Here is a 21,169-nt window from a genome sequence, read left to right on the forward strand (position 1 = left end):
TTGGTGGAGAATACCGGAGTCGAACCGGTGACCTCTTGCCTGCCAGGCAAGCGCTCTAGCCAGCTGAGCTAATCCCCCAGTAGAGCGTCGCAAAGGAAAGACATTTTCCTAAAGTTTCAAAATAGAACTTTTTACCTTCCCTTTATTTCTTAACACTTAACACTAAAACAGGGATAGGAACAAAAAATTCTGATTTAGGAATGGTGTTTTTTTCCCAAAGCTTCTTAAAAAATCCTCTTTTTCGTCTAAAAACGCATAACATGTCTGGATTCTCTTTCTGAAAATATTCCAAAACTCCCAGATAAGTTGTTGCTTGTTCAGTAATGGTCAACTTCTCACTTAAATCTAAAAGTGCCGTGTTCACTTGTAAGTCTTCCTCAGAATATCCAGGTCTTTTCACCAATAACAAACCAACCTTAGATCTAAACTTGTCCTTAATTTCAATTAAGGGGTTCAATATCCTATTCCTCTTCAAAATTCCTGATCCAAAAGCAGCTATCATTTTGTTAACCGGCTTAAAAGTGGTTCCCTTAGGAACTATTAGCGTAGGAAGATTGGTTCGTTTCACTATTCTGCCAGAAGTATGCCCCAAATAGAGTCCTTCCTTAATATCGTTACTGCGTGGCGCAATGATAATCAGGTCAATTCCCAGTTCCTTGTTAATATCATTAAGACCATCAATAATATCCCCATTGTAGGTGGCGATTTTTAGCTCCACGTTATTGGTGTCCACAGCATCAATAATGTCCTTTAAACGATCCTTGCTGCTTTTGGCCACCTTTTCCGCTACATTGGCAAGACTCCCAGTTCCCGAGGTAACCGAAAAAACATCCATCACAAAAACTTTAGCTCCAAAGTTGGAGGCAAAATCAATAGCATATTGAAGAGTGTCCGATGCGTTGGGAGAAGTTCCAATAGGTACCAGTATATTATTCATTGTTCGGTGGTTATGATTATAGCTTAAATTTACAATTTAATTGAGACCAATGCATGATTAGACTTGCAAAGATATCCGAAATTAAGTATTTACTGAACATTGCCAAGGCATGTGCCCTTAAAATGGAGGCCAAAGGAATCTACCAATGGAATGAACATTATCCTTCTAAAAATGCTTTTTTAAATGACTTAAAAAGAGATGAGCTTTATGTTAAAATACATGAGGACAAGGTCATCGGTGCCATTGTAATATCCACTAAAATGGATGAGGAATACATCCCAATACAATGGCTTACCCTAAATGGAAACAATGCCTATATCCACCGAGTTTGTATCCATCCTGACTATCAGGGTATGGGATTTGCACAAGAAATGATGGATTACGCTGAAGAATTTTCAAGAACAAACGGCTTTACATCAGTGAGATTAGACACTTTTTCCCAGAATGAACGCAACCAAAGGTTCTATGAACAACGAGGATATCAAAGATTGGGGAATATCTTCTTTCCAAAACAAAGTGCCCATCCTTTTCATTGTTATGAATTAGTGCTGTAACTTGCATCGACTTTGAGAACAGAAGTCAATTTTAAAACCATAAACCGACTAGCGATTCCGGCAACCATTTCAGGGATTGCGGAACCCGTACTTTCCATTACCGATACGGCCATTGTGGGCAACATTCCTGTGGATGGATTAGAGTCGTTGGCAGCTGCAGGAATCGTTGGTTCCTTTCTCTCCATGCTTATTTGGGTTTTAGGGCAAACGCGAAGCTCTATCTCTGCGATTATCTCACAGTATCTTGGGGCAGGAAAACTGGAAGAAGTAAAAAACCTACCTGCACAGGCCATTTTCTTCAATATCTTGTTGAGCATTGTATTGTTGTTATCTACCATTTTTATTGTCGAGGAGATTTTTAGCCTGCTTGAAGCCAGCGGAAAAATATTGGAATACTGCATTTCCTATTATTCCATTCGCGTATGGGGCTTTCCACTGACGCTGTTCACCTTTGCCATCTTTGGTATTTTTAGGGGACTTCAGAATACGTTTTATCCCATGATAATTGCCCTGATTGGTGCTGTGCTCAATATTATTTTGGATTTCATCTTTGTTTATGGTATTGAAGGATTGGTTCCAGCCATGTATTTGGAAGGAGCCGCTTGGGCCAGTTTGATATCACAAGGCGTAATGGCCATTTTGGTATTTATCCTATTGTTGAAAAAAACCGATATAAGTTTAAAATTGGTATTTCCACTGAACAAGGAACTCAAACGTTTGGTTTTTATGAGTCTTAACCTGTTTGTTCGGGCTTTGGCATTGAACGCTGCTTTGATCATTGCCGTTCGAGAGGCCACTGCACTTGGAGATAGGTTCATAGGCGCCCACACCATTGCCATTAACCTTTGGTTATTCGCTGCTTTTTTTATTGATGGATACGGTGCGGCTGGTAACAGTATGGGTGGAAAATTATTGGGGGCAAGCGATTACAAAGGCCTTTGGAAATTGTCCAAGAAAATTATCACCTATGGAATGATCATAAGTGTTATATTAATGGCTTTGGGATTTGTCTTTTATAAACCTATTGGACATATTTTCTCAAACGAAGCTGTAGTTCTCAGTACCTTTTATGGAATCTTCTTTATTGTTATTCTTGGGTTACCGATGAACACCTTGGCTTTTGTTTTTGATGGGCTTTTTAAAGGATTGGGTGAGATGAAATATTTAAGAAATGTACTGCTCTCGGCTACCTTTCTAGGCTTTATTCCAACTTTATACATAGGCAAGTATTTGGATTGGGAATTCTATGCCATTTGGATAGCTTTTGTGGTCTGGATGCTGATTCGAGGTCTCGCTTTGGTATGGAAATTTAGAAGAAAGTTCAAGCCCTTGGTACAAAACAGTTAATTTAGTGTTCTAAAGAACAACTAACAGATTCATCGACCTATGACCACAAATCGAGTCAACGGAAGCCTTTATACCAAAATTGAAAGTCGGATAGCAACGGTAGAGTTTGGCCATCCTGCCAGTAACTCATTTGTATCTGAATTATTGGCACGTTTGGCTAAGGAGTTTGACAAGCTCTCGGCAAATCCAGAAATTTCAGTTGTTGTTTTAAAATCTGAAGGGGAACGGACCTTTTGCGCTGGAGCTTCTTTTAACGAGTTGGTCGCCATATCCAATCTTGAAGAAGGAGAAGCTTTTTTTAGTGGCTTTGCCAATGTGATCAATGCTATGCGAATATGTTCTAAACCCATTATTGGACGAGTTCAGGGAAAAGCCGTTGGTGGAGGTGTTGGTTTGGCTTCGGCATGCGATTATGTTTACGCTACAGAAGCCTCTTCCATAAAATTATCAGAAGTCTCTATTGGCATTGCGCCTTTGGTCATTGCACCAGCCGTGGAACGAAAAATTGGAAAAGCTGGATTGGCAGAACTTTCTTTGTTCCCAACTGAATGGAAAAATGCCTATTGGGCCAAAGAAAAAGGCTTGTTTTCCAAAGTATTCGATTCCATTTCAGAAATGGACAATGAACTGGATTTCCATACCCAAAAATTAGCATCTTATAACCCTGAAGCTCTAGCCGAAATGAAGCAAGTTTTATGGGAAGGCACAGAGCATTGGGACGAATTACTGTTGCAACGAGCTCAAGTTTCTGGAAAACTTGCACTATCGTCAACCACCAAAGCTGCCTTGGAAAAATTCAAAAAATAACCAATATCCTTTCAACCCAAACCCATATTGTTCCAAAACTATCAACTCCTATTAGACTTCAAGAATATGGTGTTGGCATTTTCACAAAAGCACTAACCAAATCAGCCTTAAAAAAGGCCCTAAAGAAGCGGTATATTACAGTAAACGATGCTATTGCCAGTTCGGCCACGTATATAAATGGCGGTGAAACCATTAGGTTTTTCATTCCAAAAGAAATCACGCCTAAAAAAAAGTTAGCCTTTCATCTCAACGTACTATTTGAAGACGAACACTTGGCGTTAATTCATAAACCTGCGGGGATTTTAGTTAGTGGCAATAGTTTTAAAACTATTGCCAATGCCTTAATCCAAAACATTAGATCAAGTAAGCTCCCAGACGCTACAACACCTCAACCTGTTCACCGATTGGATTATGCAACTACAGGTATCTTATTGGTGGGCAAAACAAGCAGCAGTATTCATGCATTAAATAAAATGTTTGAGAACAAGGAAGTTAGCAAAACTTACTATGCTATTACCATTGGTGAAATGAACTGTAAAGGTGAAATAGCAACAAAAATTGGCGGCAAAACCGCACAATCAAATTATACCATTGTTAAATCAGTCCCTTCCAAAAGATTTGGTAAACTAAATTTAGTAAAATTGACCCCACTGACCGGAAGAAGGCACCAACTTCGCAAACATTTAACAGGTATTGGAAATCCAATACTGGGAGATAAAGACTATGGAACGGAAGGCTTAATTTTAAAGGGCAAAGGATTGTATTTGCATGCCTATTCCTTAAAATTTGCACATCCACATACCGGTGAAAAAATCCATATCATTGATGAACTTCCTAAACGGTTTAAAAAAATCGTTGCGCAATAAGGATAGTGCAAGAAGAAATAATGTCGACAGAAAATCGTTAATTAGGATATTATTTGGCTTCTTGGTCAAAAATTTCATGTATTAAAAGAAATAAATGGAACTTCTTTCTTTTCTAAACAGTGATATTGTTCTGCCATTGGTGGCTTTTCTTGTAATAACCGTTTATCTTATTACCCGGTTTCGTAATAGAAGAAAATTTAAGCGATAGCCTAAAATGGCCATTAAAAAATATACCATGTGGTTAGTATTGTACGGTGGTTTTTTTGCTTTGGGAACTGTCTTGCTTTTTATGGCTTTTCAGCAATATCAAAAGACACAGAACCTACTTCTTGATGGTGTAAGGACCACAGCTATAGTTTCAGATTTACTAACCAACTACGATAGTGACGGAGACACTTACACTCCTATTTTTGAATTTAAGGACCGGACCAATACCACCAGAACCTATAAAAGCCCCATAAGTTCAAGTCCTCCAGCATATAAGGTAGGTGAGAAAGTTAAAATCATCTATGATAGAAATGACGCTGAAAACGTAAAAACGATATCTTTTTGGGGACTTTATAGAGTCAGTATTATACTCGCAATAATCGCCTCTCCCTTATTGGTCATTGGTGGCAGCTATTTACTTTATACCCTAAGATAGAGATATCATTCTGTTTGGTCACGGAGTTATAAATTTATATGGAAACTTGAACTCATATTAAGATTCCCTTGAAATGATAGTTACCTTTGCATTTTAAGGCATCCTAATGGGAAAAATCAGAATCACCAAACAGTTCAATTTTGAGGCGGGTCATGCCCTTTATGGGTACGATGGCAAATGTAGAAATGTACACGGACACAGCTACAAACTCTCTGTAACCGTTATTGGCACTCCCATTTCTGATGCAGATCATGTAAAACATGGAATGGTCATTGATTTTGGCGACCTTAAAAAAGTTGTGAATGAAGAAATTGTGGACCAATTTGACCATGCGACTATTTTCAATAAGAATTCTCCTCACGTAGAACTTGCCAACGAACTATCAGAAAGAGGGCATAGCATTATTTTAGCCGATTACCAACCAACCAGTGAAAACATGGTCATAGATTTTGCATCAAAAATAAAAGCAAGGCTCCCTGAAAATATTCAGTTGCATTCCATTAAACTTCAAGAAACAGAAACCTCCTTTGCCGAGTGGTATGCATCAGACAATTGATTCATTTCAACATCCCAAGAGGTAATTCTTATATTTACAGGCAAATGAAAAACATCACCATTCCATTAGGTAAAAAAGTCTATTTTGCAAGTGACAATCACCTAGGTGCGCCGACTGCCAAGGACAGTTTACCGCGGGAAAAAAAGTTTGTCGCCTGGTTGGATTCCCTAAAGGAGGATGCAGCTGTCATTTTTTTAATGGGTGATCTTTTTGATTTTTGGTTTGAATACAAAACCGTGGTCCCAAAAGGTTTTACGCGAACGCTTGGAAAACTTGCTGAGCTGTCTGACATGGGCATACAAATTACCTATTTTGTGGGCAACCATGATTTGTGGATGAACGGTTATTTTGAGGAAGAGCTCAACATTCCTGTGTATCACGAGCCACAACAGTACGTTATTAATGATACTTCCTTCTTTTTGGGCCATGGTGATGGCTTGGGACCACATGACAAAGGCTTTAAACGAATGAAAAAAGTCTTTACCAATCCATTGGCCAAATGGTTGTTCAAGTGGCTGCATCCTGATTTGGGCGTACGGTTGGGGCAACACCTTTCCGTAAACAACAAAATTATCTCAGGGGATGCAGATGCAACATTTTTAGGGGAGGATAAGGAGTGGTTGATTCTATACGCCAAACGAAAATTGGAAACCCAACATTATGACCATTTCATCTTTGGACATCGCCATCTTCCCATGGAAATCCAATTGAACGAAAAATCCACTTATACCAATTTAGGCGATTGGATCTCCTATTTCACCTATGCCGTTTTTGATGGGGAAAAATTGTCATTGGAAAAGTTGGAGGGATGATAAAATCAAAAAAGAACGGCGAGCATTATTATTGGGGAGATAATTGTAGTGGTTGGCATATGGCGAAAACTGAAAGTCTGAGTATTATTGAAGAATTAATGCCTCCCAATACTCAGGAACAAAAACACTACCATCTAAATGCCCAGCAGTTTTTCAGAATTTTAAAAGGGATTGCAACTTTTGAGATTGAAGATGAGGTCATTCATGTCGTAAATGGGGAAGGAATCCATATACCTCCGAAAACAAAACACAAAATTCGGAACGACCAATCAGAAGATTTGGAATTCATCGTGATTTCTGAACCAACAACCAGAGGTGATAGACATCAAGAAACATCGTAATTGTCCTTAATCCTTTTCATGCTCCTCAATATCTTTTTGAAGGTCCAGCTTTCTAAACTTTGGCGAGATTATGGCCGTTGTTCCCACCGTCAACAATGTCATACATCCACCAAAAACTACAGCAGGAACTGTGCCTAAAAGTTTTGCGGCAACACCACTTTCAAAAGCGCCCAACTCATTGGAGGATCCCACAAAAATGGAGTTCACGGAAGCCACTCGCCCTCTCATATTATCTGGAGTTTTTAATTGCAAAATGGTTTGACGTATGATCATGGAAACGCCATCAACCGCTCCACTTAAAAATAGTGCGGCCACAGAAACCCAAAACAGGGTGGAAATTCCAAAAACAAGAATACAGATGCCAAAGGCAAATACGGCCAACAACAGTTTTTTGCCCGCTTTTTTGTGTAGCGGAAATCTTGTTGATCCCAACATGGTGATTGATGCCCCAACAGCAGGAGCTGCCCGTAAAATTCCAAAACCCTCAGAGCCAACATGCAAAATATCTTGAGCGTAAATGGGCAATAGTGCCACTGCACCTCCAAACAATACTGCAATCATATCCAAAGTCAAGGCCCCAAGAATAGCATTACTGCTAAACACAAACTTTAGCCCATCCTTTAAACTTTTAAGTACCGGTTCACCAATATTGGGATTTAGAATGGGTTTCTTTGAAATCTTTAAAAGAAAGAGCAATGCAATAAGAGAAAATGCTAAAATGACGCACATGGACCAATGCACTCCAATCCATCCAATCAAGAACCCAGCAATTGCCGGACCTACTACTGCGGCCAATTGCCATGTTGAGCTGCTCCAAGTAGCTGCATTCGGATAAATTTTCTTAGGAACGATCAAGGCAATGAGTGAAAAAACGGTTGGCCCTATAAACGCTCTTACCAACCCTCCTAAAAACACTAAAAAGTAAATGGAATACAATATTGTGCTTTGACTAATGGAGTTTTCCAAATTAGGGTCACTAATCAAAAACAATCCCAGACTTATGACCGAAAAACCCAAAATACATTTGATCAACAAATTCCGTTTTTCCTTTTGATCCACTACGTGACCAGCGAATAGGGCCATTCCCACGGCAGGAATTATCTCCATCAACCCAATTATACCAAGCGACAAAGGGTCTTTGGTCATAGAATACACTTGCCATTCAATCACAATAAACTGCATGGACCATGCGAACACCATCGCAAAACGAACTACCAAAAAAATATTGAACTCTTTAAATCGAAGTGCTGCGTATGGATCCATAAATAATTATCGAATATCCCGTAGTTTTAGTTGTAGGCTAACTTGACCGTTCCACTCGTTTTCATCCAAGGAAAAAACGGCTTCAAAGGAACTTTTCTCTGTTACCCTATCCAATTTTTGACCTAGATTAAAACCAATAGCTCCAATAGCCATTGATCTATTTTGAACAACTGAAAGTTTTAAATGCTTTTCACCCTCACCAACACCTTTTCCATATCCGGTATCATTTAATTTCTCCGCCATAAAAACCGGGGTCATATTGCCCGGTCCAAAAGGAGCAAATTGTTTTAGAATCCGCATTAATTTAGGACTGATTTGGTCTAAATCGATTTTGGCATCAATAGCCAATTCGGGTTCCAGCAACTTGGGATCTATGGATTCGGCCACGACCTTTTCAAATTGTTGTTTGAAGTTTTCATATTGTTTTTCCAAAAGCGTTAATCCAGCGGCATATTTGTGTCCGCCAAATTGTTCCAAACAATCCGAGCATTTTTCTAGGGCATTGTATACATCAAACCCTTTTACAGATCTTGCAGAGGCAGCCAATTTGTCTCCACTTTTGGTAAACACCAGGGTTGGACGGTAATAGATTTCGGTAAGTCGAGACGCCACAATGCCGATAACTCCTTTATGCCAACTTTCGCTATAAACCACCGATGTAAAACGTTCTTCCTCGTCGTTTTCTTGAATCTGTTGTAATGCTTCTTCAGTAATTTCTTTATCCAGGTTTTTTCTGTCCGCATTAAATTGTTCTATTTCCGAAGCAAATTTTTGGGCCACACTTAAATCAGTTTCTTTTAAAAGATTTACGGCATGTTGCCCGTGCTTCATTCTACCTGCCGCATTGATTCTGGGGGCGATAATAAAAACAACATCGGTTATAGTAAGTTCCTTCTTTTTAATTTGGTCAATAATGGCCTTAAAGCCAATTCTAGGATTTGCGTTGATGACCTGAAGCCCATGATATGCCAACACCCTATTTTCTCCAGTTATCGGAACAATGTCTGCTCCAATGGCGGTGGCCACTAAATCCAAATAAGGAACAAGGTCTTCAATTGTATTTCCATTTCTTAAAGCCATTGCCTGAATCAGCTTAAACCCTACTCCGCAGCCGCAAAGTTCCTTGTACGGATACTTACAATCGTCCCGTTTAGGGTCCAAAACTGCAATTGCATTTGGCAAGGCGTCCCCAGGTCTGTGGTGATCACAAACAATAAAGTCAATCCCTTTTTCTTTGGCATAGTCCACTTGCTCAATAGCCTTAACCCCGCAATCCAAAGCTATGATCAAGGAAAAATCATTATCCATAGCAAAGTCGATTCCTTTCAAGGACACCCCATATCCTTCGGAATAACGGTCAGGGATATATGTAGCAACGTTTGGATAGCTTTCTTGAAGAAAGGAGGATAAAAGTGCCACTGCAGTAGTACCATCTACATCGTAGTCTCCATACACCAAAATATTTTCATTCTGGGTGATTGCCGACTCAATTCGTTCCACTGCCTTGTCCATATCCTTCATCAGAAATGGGTCGTGCAAATGGGATATTTCGGGACGAAAGAATCGTTTTGCTTCATCGTATGTTGAAATCCCTCGCTGCAATAGCAAATGTGATATCAATGCATCAACATTTAATTCTTTGGAAAGGCGGTCAATTTCATTGGGGTTAGATTTAGGTTTTATGGTCCATCTCATAAGTAAAGTTCAAGTATAAGTTCAGGAAAAACTTAGTTCAAAATTTAAGTGCAAATCAAAAACTCAAGTTCAAGCTCAAGTTTAGGTTTAAGGATTAAGTTCAGGTTCAAATTCATGGGGTCTTGTTTTTGATAATTGTTGAGATGATTTTTACCAATTGCTCAATTTCATCTAAAAGGTTGTGCTTGATTTGTTCTGAACCATAGCTGATCTTATCTAAGATTCTCAAGTTAACCCTTGATTCCTTCAACTCCTTTAAAACCAATGATGCCTTGAAACGATAATCTTTATTTGTAATGGTTCCTTGGGCTTCTCCAAAGTTCAACGCTGCACTTCCTCCTGACCGAAGCAATTGATTACCATAATAATTCCCTGCAAAATTTGATGGCAGATCTTTACAAAATAAAGCGATGTTTGCAGCCAACTGAACAAACCTATCCTCTAAATCAAACTTTTTGTCGTTCATAATTTCTATGATTTGATTTCGAGGCTGAAAATATTTCTAAATGTAAGATTATTTTGTATTCTTATACTTGTGTTTAAGTTTTGAGTTTGAGCTTATTTGCCTTGGAGTCAGATTTAGGTTTCATGGTCCATTGCATGAATCATTCTTTTAAACGGATTCGGTTTTTGTAGACCTCCTTTCCGTCAATTACCACTTTAAAGTAGTACCTCTTTTTAGGCAGGTATGACAGTTCATAGGTAAAAAGGCCTTGTTTTAATGTATGGTACGTATGGGATTCCATTATTTTTGATTCATCTTCCTGATCAACGATCAGCACTTTCACCTCAGCTTCCGCATTGCTAAAATAGTCCAGGGTCAACGGGCCTTTGGTGCGGGAAGGAAACATAGAAATAAAAGGTTCGTCATTCAGCTTGTACGTTTCATTGGACTTCACCACAAAATTCAGGCTTAAGTTCTTGCCGAAATCAGGTTTAAACTGTTTTAAGGCCCTACCCATGGTATCCAGAATCTTGATATTTCCACTTCCTTCTTTGGCCATAAACCAAAACTCCAAACCGTTGTTCCCGGTATCATCCACATTAAAGCGATAACTGCCTTCGGGAAGTTTTAAGGTATCCCTGTGCACCATATCTGGCTTGAGTTCCGTGCTATCCTTTTTAAAAACCTTGTTGCCCTGCACATCTTCAATATAATAGCTGTTCTGTCCCGGTTTTTTATTGGTCTTAAAATATAGGATAAGCTCTTCCGGCAATATTGCGGGTTTTTTATAGGTTGATATTAATCTGTTATCATATTTGAAAGCATCCTTTTTCCCGTTGGGGCGCTTGATTGAAACTTCAAAAGTGGACTCCGCTTTGTTGGAATAAATGGGTTCCGGTAATGTAATAAGCGCATTGCTGTTAAAAGGAATATTACCCTCCCATTTAAAAACTTTAGGTTTATCTCCTTCCAAACCATAGGTAATGGTCATCTTTTTCAAAGGTTGGCTTCCGTTGTTCTTTACTTGAATGAGCGGCAGGCCTCCTGTTGGGTTTTCCCTCCCATGAATAGGTTTTGTAGATGGCTTGATGATTTCCGTCAATGTCACATCATCCTTAGCATTGATTTCGCCATATTCTATCACATAGGCCGAAATAAGCTCGTTGGCACTTGGTTTTTCAATCTCAAAGGGCTCCATGTTCATATCAACGGTGAAAGGGGTATTTTTTGATGTCTTTAAAAGTACCTCATCAGGTTGAAGTAAATACCCGGGACACCAATTGGCGCGGTCAAAAATCCAGGTGCCCGCTTGCGGATAGAGTGGATTATCCCCACAGGCCATCCATAAATCTTTATGGTCTACAATTGCACCATTAAAAACAATATCTCTGTACTTGCTGCAAAACTCCCCGCATCCATCGGCATCCATGCCATGGCCCGTTTGATGTATTTTTATCTTGGAAAAAGCAGTATTTGAACCTGTAGTGAGCGTAACCGGTTTTAATTCGTCCTCAATAGGTTTTTCAGCATTGCCATAGGCATAGTTGCCATCGTATATTTTATGGACAGCCAATGGTTCGGCAACGGGTGTGCCAAAGGTAATCTCAAAATCCACCGTTACCCGCCATCCTCTGGTCTTGTTGTCTTCGTAACCTGTGTGTATGTAATCTATCTCTATCTCATCTCTTAAAATTGAACTGAAATCTGTAACATCCACTTCCCACTTAAAAATCCAATCCTTTTGAAAAAACCCTCCGTATGGGGTGAGCATTCGGGCTATTTCATAGGTTTCATTGCCATTTTTTGGTCGGGCTTTTATGTGGTCCACATAATCCCAATCCGCGCAGCGCATACCATCCTTGTCAGGGCACTCAAAAGTGAGCAATAGTTTTATCTGGCGAATGGATTTATCCCTTGAAGGAAACACAACCGTGTTCTTGTAACTGTTTGTCCCCTTGCTGGGGTCGGTCACAATAGTTTCTTGATCATGGGAGATTACATGGGTGATTTCTTGCGCTTGGGAGCAAAAAACAACACCCAAAAATAGACATAGCGAACAAGCTAGGTGTTTCATTAAAAAAAGCTATTTATTAAAGTGAAGGGTTACATTAAGTTCGGCAAATCTTCTAAACATTTCCATTACACCACAATATTTTTCAATGGAAAGATCTACTGCTTTTTTAAGCTTGGCTTCATTTAAGTTAGAACCATAGAAGTGATATTCAATCGTTACGGAATCGTAGTATTTTGGATGCTCATCGGTTAGGTTGGCGATAGTATCAATGGAGAAATCATCCACTTCCAATTTCATTTTTTTAATGAGCGAAGCTACATCCAATCCAGAGCAACCGGCCAATGCAGAAAGCATCAACGCTTTTGGTCTAAGGCCCTCTCCTTTGCCCCCATCATCAGGTCCCGCATCAATTTTTAAGTTATGTCCAGAGGGGTTATTGCTTTCAAAGGCCATTTCGCCCAACCATTTGGTAGTGATATGATTTGTCATGCTATTAAATTTTTGTTTCTTGTAGCAATCAAAAATACGACTAAAAACTGCACTTATGGCATTAGTAAAACCACTTGACCCCAACCATGATCCTGACACCAAACAACTAGCTGAATTCTTTAACGAAACCCTTGGGTTTTGTCCAAATTCGGTCTTGACCATGCAGCATAGACCTGCTATTTCAAAAGCTTTTATAAATCTTAATAAAGCCGTTATGGCCAACGAGGGAAGGGTGACTTCAGCACTTAAGCGAATGATTGCCTGGGTGAGCAGCAATGCCACCGGATGCCGTTATTGCCAAGCTCATGCCATTAGGGCAGCAGAGCGGTATGGTGCGGAGCAAGAACAATTGGACAATATTTGGGAATACCGAACGCATGCCGCTTTTTCAGATGCGGAGCGTGCGGCTTTGGATTTTTCATTAGCGGCTTCGCAAGTGCCCAATGCCATTGATGCAGATATTAAAGCTCGTTTGTACGAACACTGGAACGAAGGTGAAATTGTGGAAATGCTCGGAGTGATCTCTTTATTTGGATACCTGAACCGTTGGAACGATTCCATGGGAACCTCCATTGAAGATGGTGCCGTGGAAAGTGCAGAGCAATATCTGGGCAAAACCGGTTGGGAAAAAGGGAAGCATGATGGTTCTAGATATTAGATGTCAGAAACCTGATGTCTGATGTCTGATGTCTGAAAGTAAGATTTCTTAATTTACATCAACATTTATTGCCGGGCTATAACCGAACAATAATTGGTAGACTGTAACAAGTGGCAAAAAAAGTTGTCTTTTTGGAAACAAAGTTTCCAATATGTTGTTTCGAGTTGCCATTTTTCTCATACTGCTTCAAGCTGATTTTTTATTTGGTCAGACCTCATTACAACAAATAGACCTTAATAATGGAAAATACAAAGTAGGGTTTCTCCATTATACCGCTTCGGATAGTACCAGAACCTATAGTAGAATCTATGATTATAGCAATGTCAAAATAGCAAGACCAATCCCCATAAGCATATGGTATCCTGCAAATCAAAATGGGGATGACACCTCTCAACTCAGGGTTCTTGACTACTTGAGAATTTTATCGGAAGAAGAAGAGTGGGAACACCTTCCTGATGAGCACATATTAAATTGGTTCTACGCCAATACCCCTGTAAACCAAAATCATCTCAAGGAAAAAACAACGGCTTATCCAAAACCAGCATTTGCCAATGGCAAATTTCCAGTGGTGGTCTATGCCCCTAGTCTCATGGCCTCTTCCATAGAGAATTTTGCGCTGTGTGAATATTTGGCCAGTCACGGTTACATTGTGATGGCAAGTCCAAGCCGAGGAACTGAAAATAGACGGTTTAGTAATAACGGTGCTAAAGAAATGGAAACTCAGGCAAGGGATGTGGAGTTTTTGATAAAGGAGGTTGCCAAACTTCCCAATGCCAATGGCAATAAAATTGCAGTAATGGCATTTAGCCTTGGCGGCCCTGCAAACATCCTTGCCCAAACAAGAAACAAGAACATTAAAGCCGTTGTAAGCCTTGACGGTACGGAAAGGTATCGGTATGCACTGCTAAAAAAATCGCCGTTCTTTGATGCAAGCAGAGTAGATGTTCCATACATGCATATGGCCCAAAAGAGCATTCCCGAAAAAGTGCTGAAAGAAGATAACATTGACCCTGATCTCAATACTAAATTTGAACTGTATGATAGCATTTCCAAAAGCAGGGCGTTCCAATTAAGATTTCATAACCTGACCCATTCCTATTTTAGCACGCTTGGGGTTCTTTTCCAGAATAGGGATAAAAGGCAGGACAAAAGCGATGCTGAAATCATGGAATCGTATAAATGGGTTTCCGTTTATGTCCTAAACTTTTTAAATGCCTTTTTAAAAGATGATGCTACCGCTTTGGCGTTCATTGAAAACTACCCTTCGGACAACGGAATTAAAGAGGGTTTAATTTCCCATACCTCCAAGCAACCCAAAAGGGATGCGTTTTCCTTTCAGGATTTTAATGATCTGGCAGCAAAGCAGCACTATAAAAATCTAATGGAATTATATCTTTCGATTAAGGAAAAAAATCCTTCTTTTCAACTTCCAGAAGGCAATTTAAACACTCTTGGATTGCAACTCGTTTTTAATCCCAAGACTTCACAGCAAGGTATACGTGTCTTTTTATTGGCAACAGCACTTTATCCAAATTCGGCGAATCTTTATGATAGTTTGGCCGAGGCGTATTTGTTTCTTGGGAATACCGAGAAAGCGATTGAAAATTTTGAAAGATCCTTGGAGTTGAACCCTCAAAATCAAAATGCAATTGAGCGATTAAAACAGCTGAAAAAATAGCGTTGAATTGGCCGGGAAAAAGGGAAACATGATGGCTCTAGATATTAGAAGTGAAGACGCTTCGCTTTTAGATATTATGCTGTAGTTCATTTTAATGAAATTCGTCAGTTTGAGTGAATTTTCACGATTGAAATGAGTGAAATTTGTATCGAAAACGAGAATTTCAACTTAATTGTAGTTCTCGATACAATTTTTCGTTCCTCAAAATCACTCGAACTGACGTTTTATGGTATTTCTTGATTTACATCAACATTTATTGGTTGTGTATAGCTGAACTTTGACCCAATCAAACAACGAGCAGTTATGGCAAGCTTAATCGTCTCCTCAGAAAATCAAATACAGCGTTTAAACGAGATTGTCAATAGGGTAAAAGAGCTCCAAGCCCTAGAGGTCGCGCAGTTGACCATACCTCAAAACCTAAAATCATGGAATGTTGTTGAGGTCTTGGAACATTTGAACATTGCTTACGGTATTTACATGCCCAGACTGGATGAAGCCTTTACCAAATTACCAGCTATTAATTCTGGCCCTTCGGAATTTAAGATCAGGACATGGCAAAAAATTGTGATTGGGGGACAACGGCCCAAAAATGGGGTGCGAAAATGGAAAATGAAAACGCTGAAGCGTTTTGAGCCCTTGTTGGACAGGCAAACACTGACCCAAGAAAAAATAGATGCCGTTTTTGAAACTTTTTTTACCCGCCATGCCCATTTAAAAGAGGCCATCTTAAAAAGTAGAAACAAGGATGTGGCCCAGGTAAAGATCATTTCGGCCATTGGGCCCATTGTCAACTTTTATTTACCGGAATGTTTTGAGTTTTTGCTCTGCCATTTGGAACGGCATATGGTACAGATTGAGGAGATTTTGGGATAATACTAAACGACCATGAAATTACCTCAATAATTATTTTACTTTCTTTTTTTATTGCGGTATGCATCTCCAATATTCCATAATATTTGTTCTTCAATTTTTTCCCATGTTGGATTCAGCCTTTTGTTTACTGAATAAAACTTTTCATTTGGAATCAATTTAGAAATTGAAATTGCCAGTTCAGGGTTGTAAGTCTTTATAGAATTAATTTCAAAGGGAACTTGAAAAAAATTTTGACCACGAGACGTAACTTTAATAGAGTCTGGACTTTTCTTTACAATGATGATCTCCATATATGGGTAAGTGGTAAAATTTCTGGATAAAAGGGTTGAGAAAAAGGTTTTCTTAAATAATTTGAAGTCTTTTAATGCAAAAAAAACGTTATTTTTGGAGCTGTTTTTTGCATTAGGAAACATTCTGTTCCATTTTTCATATAATCTATCAACATTTTTTTTGAGCCAAATACTATCAATACCTTTTGTATTAAGATAGCCGTATGGTGAAAGACTCTTTGAATTCAAAGTTGACAAAAAGACTTGGATAGCCTTTTTGTCAATTTGGCCCAAATCTCTTTTCCCATTCCAATTTTCTGGTCTTTTAGAGGTTCCCCAAGCAATAGAATCCATCTTTTCTTTAATCATTGAGCGCTTTTTATTTCTTTCATTTATTTGCGCGGTCATTTTTTTTGCTTTCGATTTTGAAATCTCTTTGGACTTAAGAATTTTCAGGGAATCAAACTCTATTTCGTCAACATCAAACTCATAATTTTTATAATATTCCTCTAGCTGATAAAGTCTGAACATGTTCGTATGGAATTCAATTACATACCTTCTGCCCCAAACTCTTTCATAGTTGTCATTATATGCATCAAGGATAATTATTTTTTTTATCGAATCGATTTCAATTTTTGGGATTGGTTGTTTTGGTGTCTGAGAGTTCCCTAACAAAGGAAGTACTAACAAACACCATATACGGATTGGGTTTTTCATAAGTATTACAAACTCATTTATACCTCAATTTACCCTTTTTACACAATTAACCTTTGGTTGGGAGCTGAAAACGCATATGGTACAGATTGAGGAGATTTTGGGGTAGCATAATTGCTAAATAAATTGTAGACATTGTTAGCGGTAGTTATTTTTTCCTTTTTTGATGGTAAGAAGTATTATGAAGAAGACTAGAATGCTGTGAATCACAGGGATTAATGGATATCCAAACAGAAATCCCAATCCGTATTCGTCATGTCCGGTGATAATTTTGGAATGATTTAGCCAAAGGATTGAGTATACAATTAAAATTGCCGTGTTGACAATGGCATATCTTATTAGTTGTTTTCTTTTATTGACTATAAAAAACCCGTATCCCCACAAAACTAGGCCGAGAATAAGGAAGAATAGATAAATAAAAAAGCTCATTTACAGTTTTATAGAATTACCGCTAACGTTTAAGATATCACTCGTTTTAATAAGCTATATCGACGGATAAGTGAAGTTACCCCTTTTTGACATAAAAATCCCACCATTTTATTTTAAGCTGTATCTTTGGGTTGCTACACTTATTGTTCAAGGTGCTGGACTATGGTCGAACTAGATATAGGATAGGCAAATGGGTACAAATCCCTAGAATGTTCACGGTAATGCCTTGATACATTCTACGATTCCTTTCCTTTTGTTTAACTTTTTAATCACCTTGTTATGAGAAGTGGTGAAGATAGTCAGCGGTGTCCCAAATGTAATTCGCCCATGGCTACGGATAATGCACGACACGCATTAAAAAACTCCCAAACGCTTACCCCGGCGCAGTTAAAATTGTTGCAATATGTAGATGCCCTTGATGGCCCCGATCGGGTAAAGGCCCTAAAATGGGTGCACGATATTGCAATCTACGAATCCAGAGAACCCTTGTGCGAAGAAGAAAAAGATGCCCTGTACCAAGTAAAGGTGCTATGGCAGCTTATTGAGGGAACTTTGGGCCAATAATTTCATGAAACTGTCATCCTGAGCTCGTCGAAGGATGTTTTAAAAAACGAAGCACATTTCGACAGGCTCAGTGTGACATTACTCAGGATGACATCTCGAAGTGACAAATTCCTACGTTACAAAGTCAATCCCGGACGCAACGAACCGAGAGTGCGCCACGAATATCACCATCGAAACGGAACGCTTTTGATTTAATGGACATGTCAGGACCACCATAACTGATGTCCCATAACCAAGCTTTGCCCTCTTCATCCGTGGGTGTGGATGACCACCAGAAGCTGAAATACCCCAAGACGCGATAACCCCCAAAAGTTGTGCGCTGACCACCAGGAAGTGCGTTAAACCCGCTGCTGTTGGTACCGTTGCCGTCTTCGTTCCAACCGTTGGTGCTTTTTAGAGCCTCCCCAGCCTTGTTGGTTCCGCCATATTGATTTACCAGTAGGGACCATTCGTTATCCGTTGCCAAATGCCAACCGCAGGGACAGGCTTTTTTCGCTGCTTCCCAAGTATAAAGCAAACCTAGCTCTTTCCGATTGTTCTCATTGTCATCATAAGCGTAACTGCCCTGTACTTTGTAGTTCAGATTCCGGGCCATCCAGGTAAATGTGGTGCCCGTTCGAGTGTTTTTAAAGCTGATGGTTTTGTACGTTTTACCATCTCGCGAGTCAGTAAAGACACCTGCAGATTGTGCAATTCCCGCCTTCACAAAAAGCAAGGTGGAAATTACTGCGAAGGTGTATGTGAAAAAATTGGCCTTCTCCATTCGCCATATTGTTTTTCGTAAAGGTATTGGCAGGTATTTCACACAAGCCAAATCAATTGTAAAAAGATGTCAATGAAATGCAAATATTACCATGTTGGAAGGTGAAAGGCCCTTTCTGTCCATTTTTGGTTTAATCTGTTTACGGACATTGTTTAATTTTTTGCCACCGTTTGACCTCTCTCTGGTTCACCCCTTGCCATTAACACATCATCTTCATAGTAATTGGTAAATTGGGCGGGCAGTCCTATTCCGCTAAGATAATCAGGTGTATTTTGTAAATGATAATGTAAGTGCGGGCCAGTAGAATTTCCACTGTTTCCGGCCTTGCCAACTTCTTGTCCTTTAACAACCATATCCCCTACAGCAACTGTTATAGTACCTTTTTTAAAATGTGCCAACATGGAGTATTCACCATTTAAATGGTCTATCATAATATAATTGCCCGCTAGATTACTGTCATTAATATTACTATTTACAGTACCTGAAACATAATTGTCATCAATATTGTTTTCCATGGCTATTATTTTACCATTAGCAGGAGCATTTAAGCGCTTTCCAAAACAATAGTGGTTTTCATTTTTGCTGCTATCTCCTGAAAAACTACTTCCATCAATTACCACGGCAATATCATAAGCATATCTTTGACCTGCACCCCGGGTAATGAAATGATGTCGTCCATTTAAATGTGTTCTGCCCCCAACAAATACATACCATTCTTCTTCAAAAGGCAATTCTAAATCCGTTTTTGTTTGATAGTTTAAATAAGCGTCTTCATCCAATTTCCCTTCATCACCAATTAAAGTATCTGAGCAGGATGTTGTTATTGAGATTACTACAAAATAAAAAACATTAATTATAGGTGAGTTACATTTCATAATTAAAATTTGTAATTAATGCCTAGGTTAACCTGATGTTGCAATTCTCTGAATGCATTTGGTATTTGAAGTCTATTATATTTAAAATCATAGCTTAGACGCAGGCCAAAATTGTTTGAGATTGAATATCCATATTCCAAATTCCACAGTGCACTCTGATAACGATTCAATAAATACCCATCCAAACCAACATCTCCCCTTAGCCTTATTAAGACCAAAGGAACGGTCAGTTTAGAAGCTAAATGTTGTTTTCTGTTTAACTGATATGTAAATCGGCTTGCCACACCAAATTCTTGATCCACCAAATAATAATTGTCTCGATATAAGGAGGCGGTGGTTTGAGATTGTAATCCTAAGTGGATGGAAAAAGCATTTTTGTCAAAAATTTGTTTTAAATATGAAAAGCCCAGCCCTATTTTAGAATAGTCCGTGTTTAGTTGCGGTATTGCGTCTGATTCTAATTCGGTGGCCAAATAATCCGCCCGTATTTCAAATAAATTCTCATTTCTGGTTTTACGTTCATAATTTAAACTATAAAACAAGCCATTATAATCGTACCGGGATACTGGCGCAAATTCTAAATTCTTTAATGAGCCCGAATTGAAGCCTGTAGAAAGTTCTAGGCTGTTGTTTTGAGGGTCTGTATTTGTTTGAGAGAATCCATTGGTGTATAAAAGGGTGAAAATTGAAATTAGAAGAAGTAGTTTTATTCTCATAGATGATAGTTTAGCCCACCAAACTATATCCATTCCATTTCAATCATTCTTAAATTATACACAATTAGGTTTTTATTAACCCATAAAACTAAAAGGCGGAAGATAATTGTGATTAGCACGGCCTCATTATCTCATCTTGCTCAATACAGGTTTTTAATATGTATGCCTAGCAAGATGTGTTTTTGTATTGTACTTATATTTCTCTTATTTAAATAGGTAAGATTAGTTGTTAGTGCCTTTTTGGTCCAGATTCAAATTAATTTCAAACAAATTGGCCGGGGCTTCCTTATAATGTCCCGGTAATCCATCAGTATTCTTTAAATCAAACATTCCCAAGAATTCAAAACCAGCATTAACGTAGTATTTAATCAGCTTTTCATTATTGCCCAAGGTATCTAACCGCACATAATCCTTATTAAGCTTGGCAGCATATTCTTTTGCCCATCCCACAATAATCGCAACAAAATTGTTGCCTCTAAAATCAGGGTTAGTAGCAATTCGATGAATATAAATAGCGGCATCGGCATTCCTTTCTTCCCAGATTTGCTCATCACTGAATGCAATTGCCCAAACGCACGCAATTTGATTGTCAATAACCAATTTCCATTGGCGATTCTCATCGATTTCAGTTTCTACAAGTTGCCTTTTAAATGTAGGCCACACCACTACCCCTTCTTTTGAATTTTGATACTCAGATGCTAGGCTGTACAACCGAAATATTTCATCAATGTCGTTTGCTGTAGAATTTTTGATTTCCATGGGAATCTATTTTTAAGAGAACTCCTTTGCAATGAATTCTTTGTACAAATATCGTGTGTGTACACAACTTGTTCAACACGAAACTTGCTATTTCTTCCCATT

At 38.8% G+C, this 21,169-nt stretch carries 23 protein-coding genes and 1 tRNA gene; 12 read left to right on the forward strand and 12 right to left on the reverse strand.

Annotated elements, in window-relative coordinates; translation table 11 throughout:
• Window position 1 precedes the first annotated feature (1 nt).
• Together CRO15_RS02590 and CRO15_RS02595 are read right to left on the reverse strand one after the other, a co-directional pair.
• A tRNA-Ala gene (locus tag CRO15_RS02590) sits at window positions 2–78 on the reverse strand.
• A gap of 64 nt (window positions 79–142) precedes the next feature.
• Window positions 143–937, reverse strand: a complete 795-nt coding sequence (locus tag CRO15_RS02595; protein WP_097044213.1) for a universal stress protein — start codon at window positions 935–937, stop codon at window positions 143–145.
• 53 nt (window positions 938–990) lie between these two features.
• Between CRO15_RS02595 and CRO15_RS02600 the strand changes: the two genes are divergently transcribed.
• From CRO15_RS02600 to CRO15_RS02635, 8 genes are all read left to right on the forward strand, one after another.
• Window positions 991–1,491 (forward strand): GNAT family N-acetyltransferase, encoded by a 501-nt coding sequence (locus CRO15_RS02600; RefSeq protein ID WP_097044214.1) that lies wholly within the window; start codon window positions 991–993, stop codon window positions 1,489–1,491.
• Between the two features lie 12 nt (window positions 1,492–1,503).
• On the forward strand, window positions 1,504–2,838 hold the full coding sequence (locus tag CRO15_RS02605; protein WP_097044215.1) for an MATE family efflux transporter: 1,335 nt from the start codon (window positions 1,504–1,506) through the stop codon (window positions 2,836–2,838).
• A 39-nt stretch (window positions 2,839–2,877) separates the two neighbouring features.
• The gene (locus CRO15_RS02610) at window positions 2,878–3,645 is read left to right on the forward strand and encodes an enoyl-CoA hydratase/isomerase family protein (RefSeq protein WP_097044216.1); all 768 of its coding nucleotides are present in this window, start codon (window positions 2,878–2,880) and stop codon (window positions 3,643–3,645) included.
• Window positions 3,646–3,650: 5 nt separating this feature from the next.
• On the forward strand, window positions 3,651–4,511 hold the full coding sequence (locus CRO15_RS02615; protein ID WP_243396913.1) for an RluA family pseudouridine synthase: 861 nt from the start codon (window positions 3,651–3,653) through the stop codon (window positions 4,509–4,511).
• A gap of 235 nt (window positions 4,512–4,746) precedes the next feature.
• On the forward strand, window positions 4,747–5,154 hold the full coding sequence (locus tag CRO15_RS02620) for a DUF3592 domain-containing protein (protein WP_207763789.1): 408 nt from the start codon (window positions 4,747–4,749) through the stop codon (window positions 5,152–5,154).
• Window positions 5,155–5,260: 106 nt separating this feature from the next.
• Window positions 5,261–5,710 (forward strand): 6-pyruvoyl trahydropterin synthase family protein, encoded by a 450-nt coding sequence (locus CRO15_RS02625; RefSeq protein ID WP_097044219.1) that lies wholly within the window; start codon window positions 5,261–5,263, stop codon window positions 5,708–5,710.
• 44 nt (window positions 5,711–5,754) lie between these two features.
• Entirely contained in the window at window positions 5,755–6,522 is a 768-nt protein-coding gene (locus tag CRO15_RS02630; RefSeq protein ID WP_097044821.1) for a UDP-2,3-diacylglucosamine diphosphatase, read from the forward strand.
• Entirely contained in the window at window positions 6,519–6,863 is a 345-nt protein-coding gene (locus tag CRO15_RS02635) for a cupin domain-containing protein (RefSeq protein ID WP_097044220.1), read from the forward strand. Before CRO15_RS02630 ends, CRO15_RS02635 begins: the two co-directional genes overlap by 4 nt.
• A 6-nt stretch (window positions 6,864–6,869) precedes the next feature.
• On the opposite strand, the gene CRO15_RS02640 is transcribed toward CRO15_RS02635, so the two are convergent.
• The 5 genes from CRO15_RS02640 to CRO15_RS02660 all read right to left on the reverse strand — a co-directional run bounded on the left by CRO15_RS02640 (window position 6,870) and on the right by CRO15_RS02660 (window position 12,769).
• Window positions 6,870–8,126 carry an MFS transporter gene (locus tag CRO15_RS02640; protein WP_097044221.1) on the reverse strand — a complete coding sequence of 419 codons (1,257 nt, stop codon included), beginning with the start codon at window positions 8,124–8,126 and terminating at the stop codon, window positions 6,870–6,872.
• 6 nt (window positions 8,127–8,132) lie between these two features.
• Window positions 8,133–9,821, reverse strand: coding sequence for a single-stranded-DNA-specific exonuclease RecJ (gene recJ, locus CRO15_RS02645; RefSeq protein WP_097044222.1), 1,689 nt, complete (start codon window positions 9,819–9,821; stop codon window positions 8,133–8,135).
• Window positions 9,822–9,933: 112 nt separating this feature from the next.
• Window positions 9,934–10,287 carry a four helix bundle protein gene (locus tag CRO15_RS02650; protein WP_097044223.1) on the reverse strand — a complete coding sequence of 118 codons (354 nt, stop codon included), beginning with the start codon at window positions 10,285–10,287 and terminating at the stop codon, window positions 9,934–9,936.
• Window positions 10,288–10,426: 139 nt separating this feature from the next.
• Window positions 10,427–12,340: a peptide-N-glycosidase F-related protein gene (locus CRO15_RS02655; RefSeq protein ID WP_097044224.1), complete on the reverse strand. Its 1,914-nt coding sequence runs from the start codon at window positions 12,338–12,340 to the stop codon at window positions 10,427–10,429.
• A 9-nt stretch (window positions 12,341–12,349) separates the two neighbouring features.
• Window positions 12,350–12,769, reverse strand: a complete 420-nt coding sequence (locus tag CRO15_RS02660; protein WP_097044225.1) for an OsmC family protein — start codon at window positions 12,767–12,769, stop codon at window positions 12,350–12,352.
• Window positions 12,770–12,824: 55 nt separating this feature from the next.
• Here CRO15_RS02660 and CRO15_RS02665 point away from each other — a divergent pair, with 55 nt between their 5' ends.
• The 3 genes from CRO15_RS02665 (at window position 12,825) to CRO15_RS02675 (ending at window position 15,978) form a co-directional block, all read left to right on the forward strand.
• Complete coding sequence (locus CRO15_RS02665; protein WP_097044226.1) at window positions 12,825–13,427, forward strand: carboxymuconolactone decarboxylase family protein; 603 nt, start codon at window positions 12,825–12,827, stop codon at window positions 13,425–13,427.
• Between the two features lie 151 nt (window positions 13,428–13,578).
• Window positions 13,579–15,105: a tetratricopeptide repeat protein gene (locus CRO15_RS02670; protein ID WP_097044227.1), complete on the forward strand. Its 1,527-nt coding sequence runs from the start codon at window positions 13,579–13,581 to the stop codon at window positions 15,103–15,105.
• 303 nt (window positions 15,106–15,408) lie between these two features.
• Window positions 15,409–15,978, forward strand: a complete 570-nt coding sequence (locus CRO15_RS02675) for a DinB family protein (RefSeq protein WP_097044228.1) — start codon at window positions 15,409–15,411, stop codon at window positions 15,976–15,978.
• A 35-nt stretch (window positions 15,979–16,013) separates the two neighbouring features.
• Here the strand turns inward: CRO15_RS02675 and CRO15_RS02680 are convergent, their stop codons facing one another.
• The gene (locus tag CRO15_RS02680) at window positions 16,014–16,964 is read right to left on the reverse strand and encodes a hypothetical protein (protein ID WP_097044229.1); all 951 of its coding nucleotides are present in this window, start codon (window positions 16,962–16,964) and stop codon (window positions 16,014–16,016) included.
• 705 nt (window positions 16,965–17,669) lie between these two features.
• Here CRO15_RS02680 and CRO15_RS02690 point away from each other — a divergent pair.
• The gene (locus CRO15_RS02690) at window positions 17,670–17,954 is read left to right on the forward strand and encodes a hypothetical protein (RefSeq protein ID WP_097044231.1); all 285 of its coding nucleotides are present in this window, start codon (window positions 17,670–17,672) and stop codon (window positions 17,952–17,954) included.
• A 124-nt stretch (window positions 17,955–18,078) separates the two neighbouring features.
• Here CRO15_RS02690 and CRO15_RS02695 read toward each other — a convergent pair whose 3' ends face one another.
• From CRO15_RS02695 to CRO15_RS02710, 4 genes are all read right to left on the reverse strand, one after another.
• Complete coding sequence (locus CRO15_RS02695) at window positions 18,079–18,717, reverse strand: FISUMP domain-containing protein (RefSeq protein WP_097044232.1); 639 nt, start codon at window positions 18,715–18,717, stop codon at window positions 18,079–18,081.
• A gap of 152 nt (window positions 18,718–18,869) precedes the next feature.
• Window positions 18,870–19,592 (reverse strand): M23 family metallopeptidase, encoded by a 723-nt coding sequence (locus tag CRO15_RS02700; RefSeq protein WP_097044233.1) that lies wholly within the window; start codon window positions 19,590–19,592, stop codon window positions 18,870–18,872.
• 2 nt (window positions 19,593–19,594) lie between these two features.
• A complete protein-coding gene (locus tag CRO15_RS02705) occupies window positions 19,595–20,308 on the reverse strand; it encodes a hypothetical protein (protein ID WP_097044234.1) in 714 nt (237 codons plus the stop codon).
• 222 nt (window positions 20,309–20,530) lie between these two features.
• Window positions 20,531–21,067, reverse strand: a complete 537-nt coding sequence (locus tag CRO15_RS02710) for a GNAT family N-acetyltransferase (RefSeq protein WP_097044235.1) — start codon at window positions 21,065–21,067, stop codon at window positions 20,531–20,533.
• Window positions 21,068–21,169 lie beyond the last annotated feature (102 nt).

The organism is Flagellimonas pacifica, assembly GCF_900215465.1.
Classification (GTDB): Bacteria; Bacteroidota; Bacteroidia; order Flavobacteriales; family Flavobacteriaceae; genus Flagellimonas; species Flagellimonas pacifica.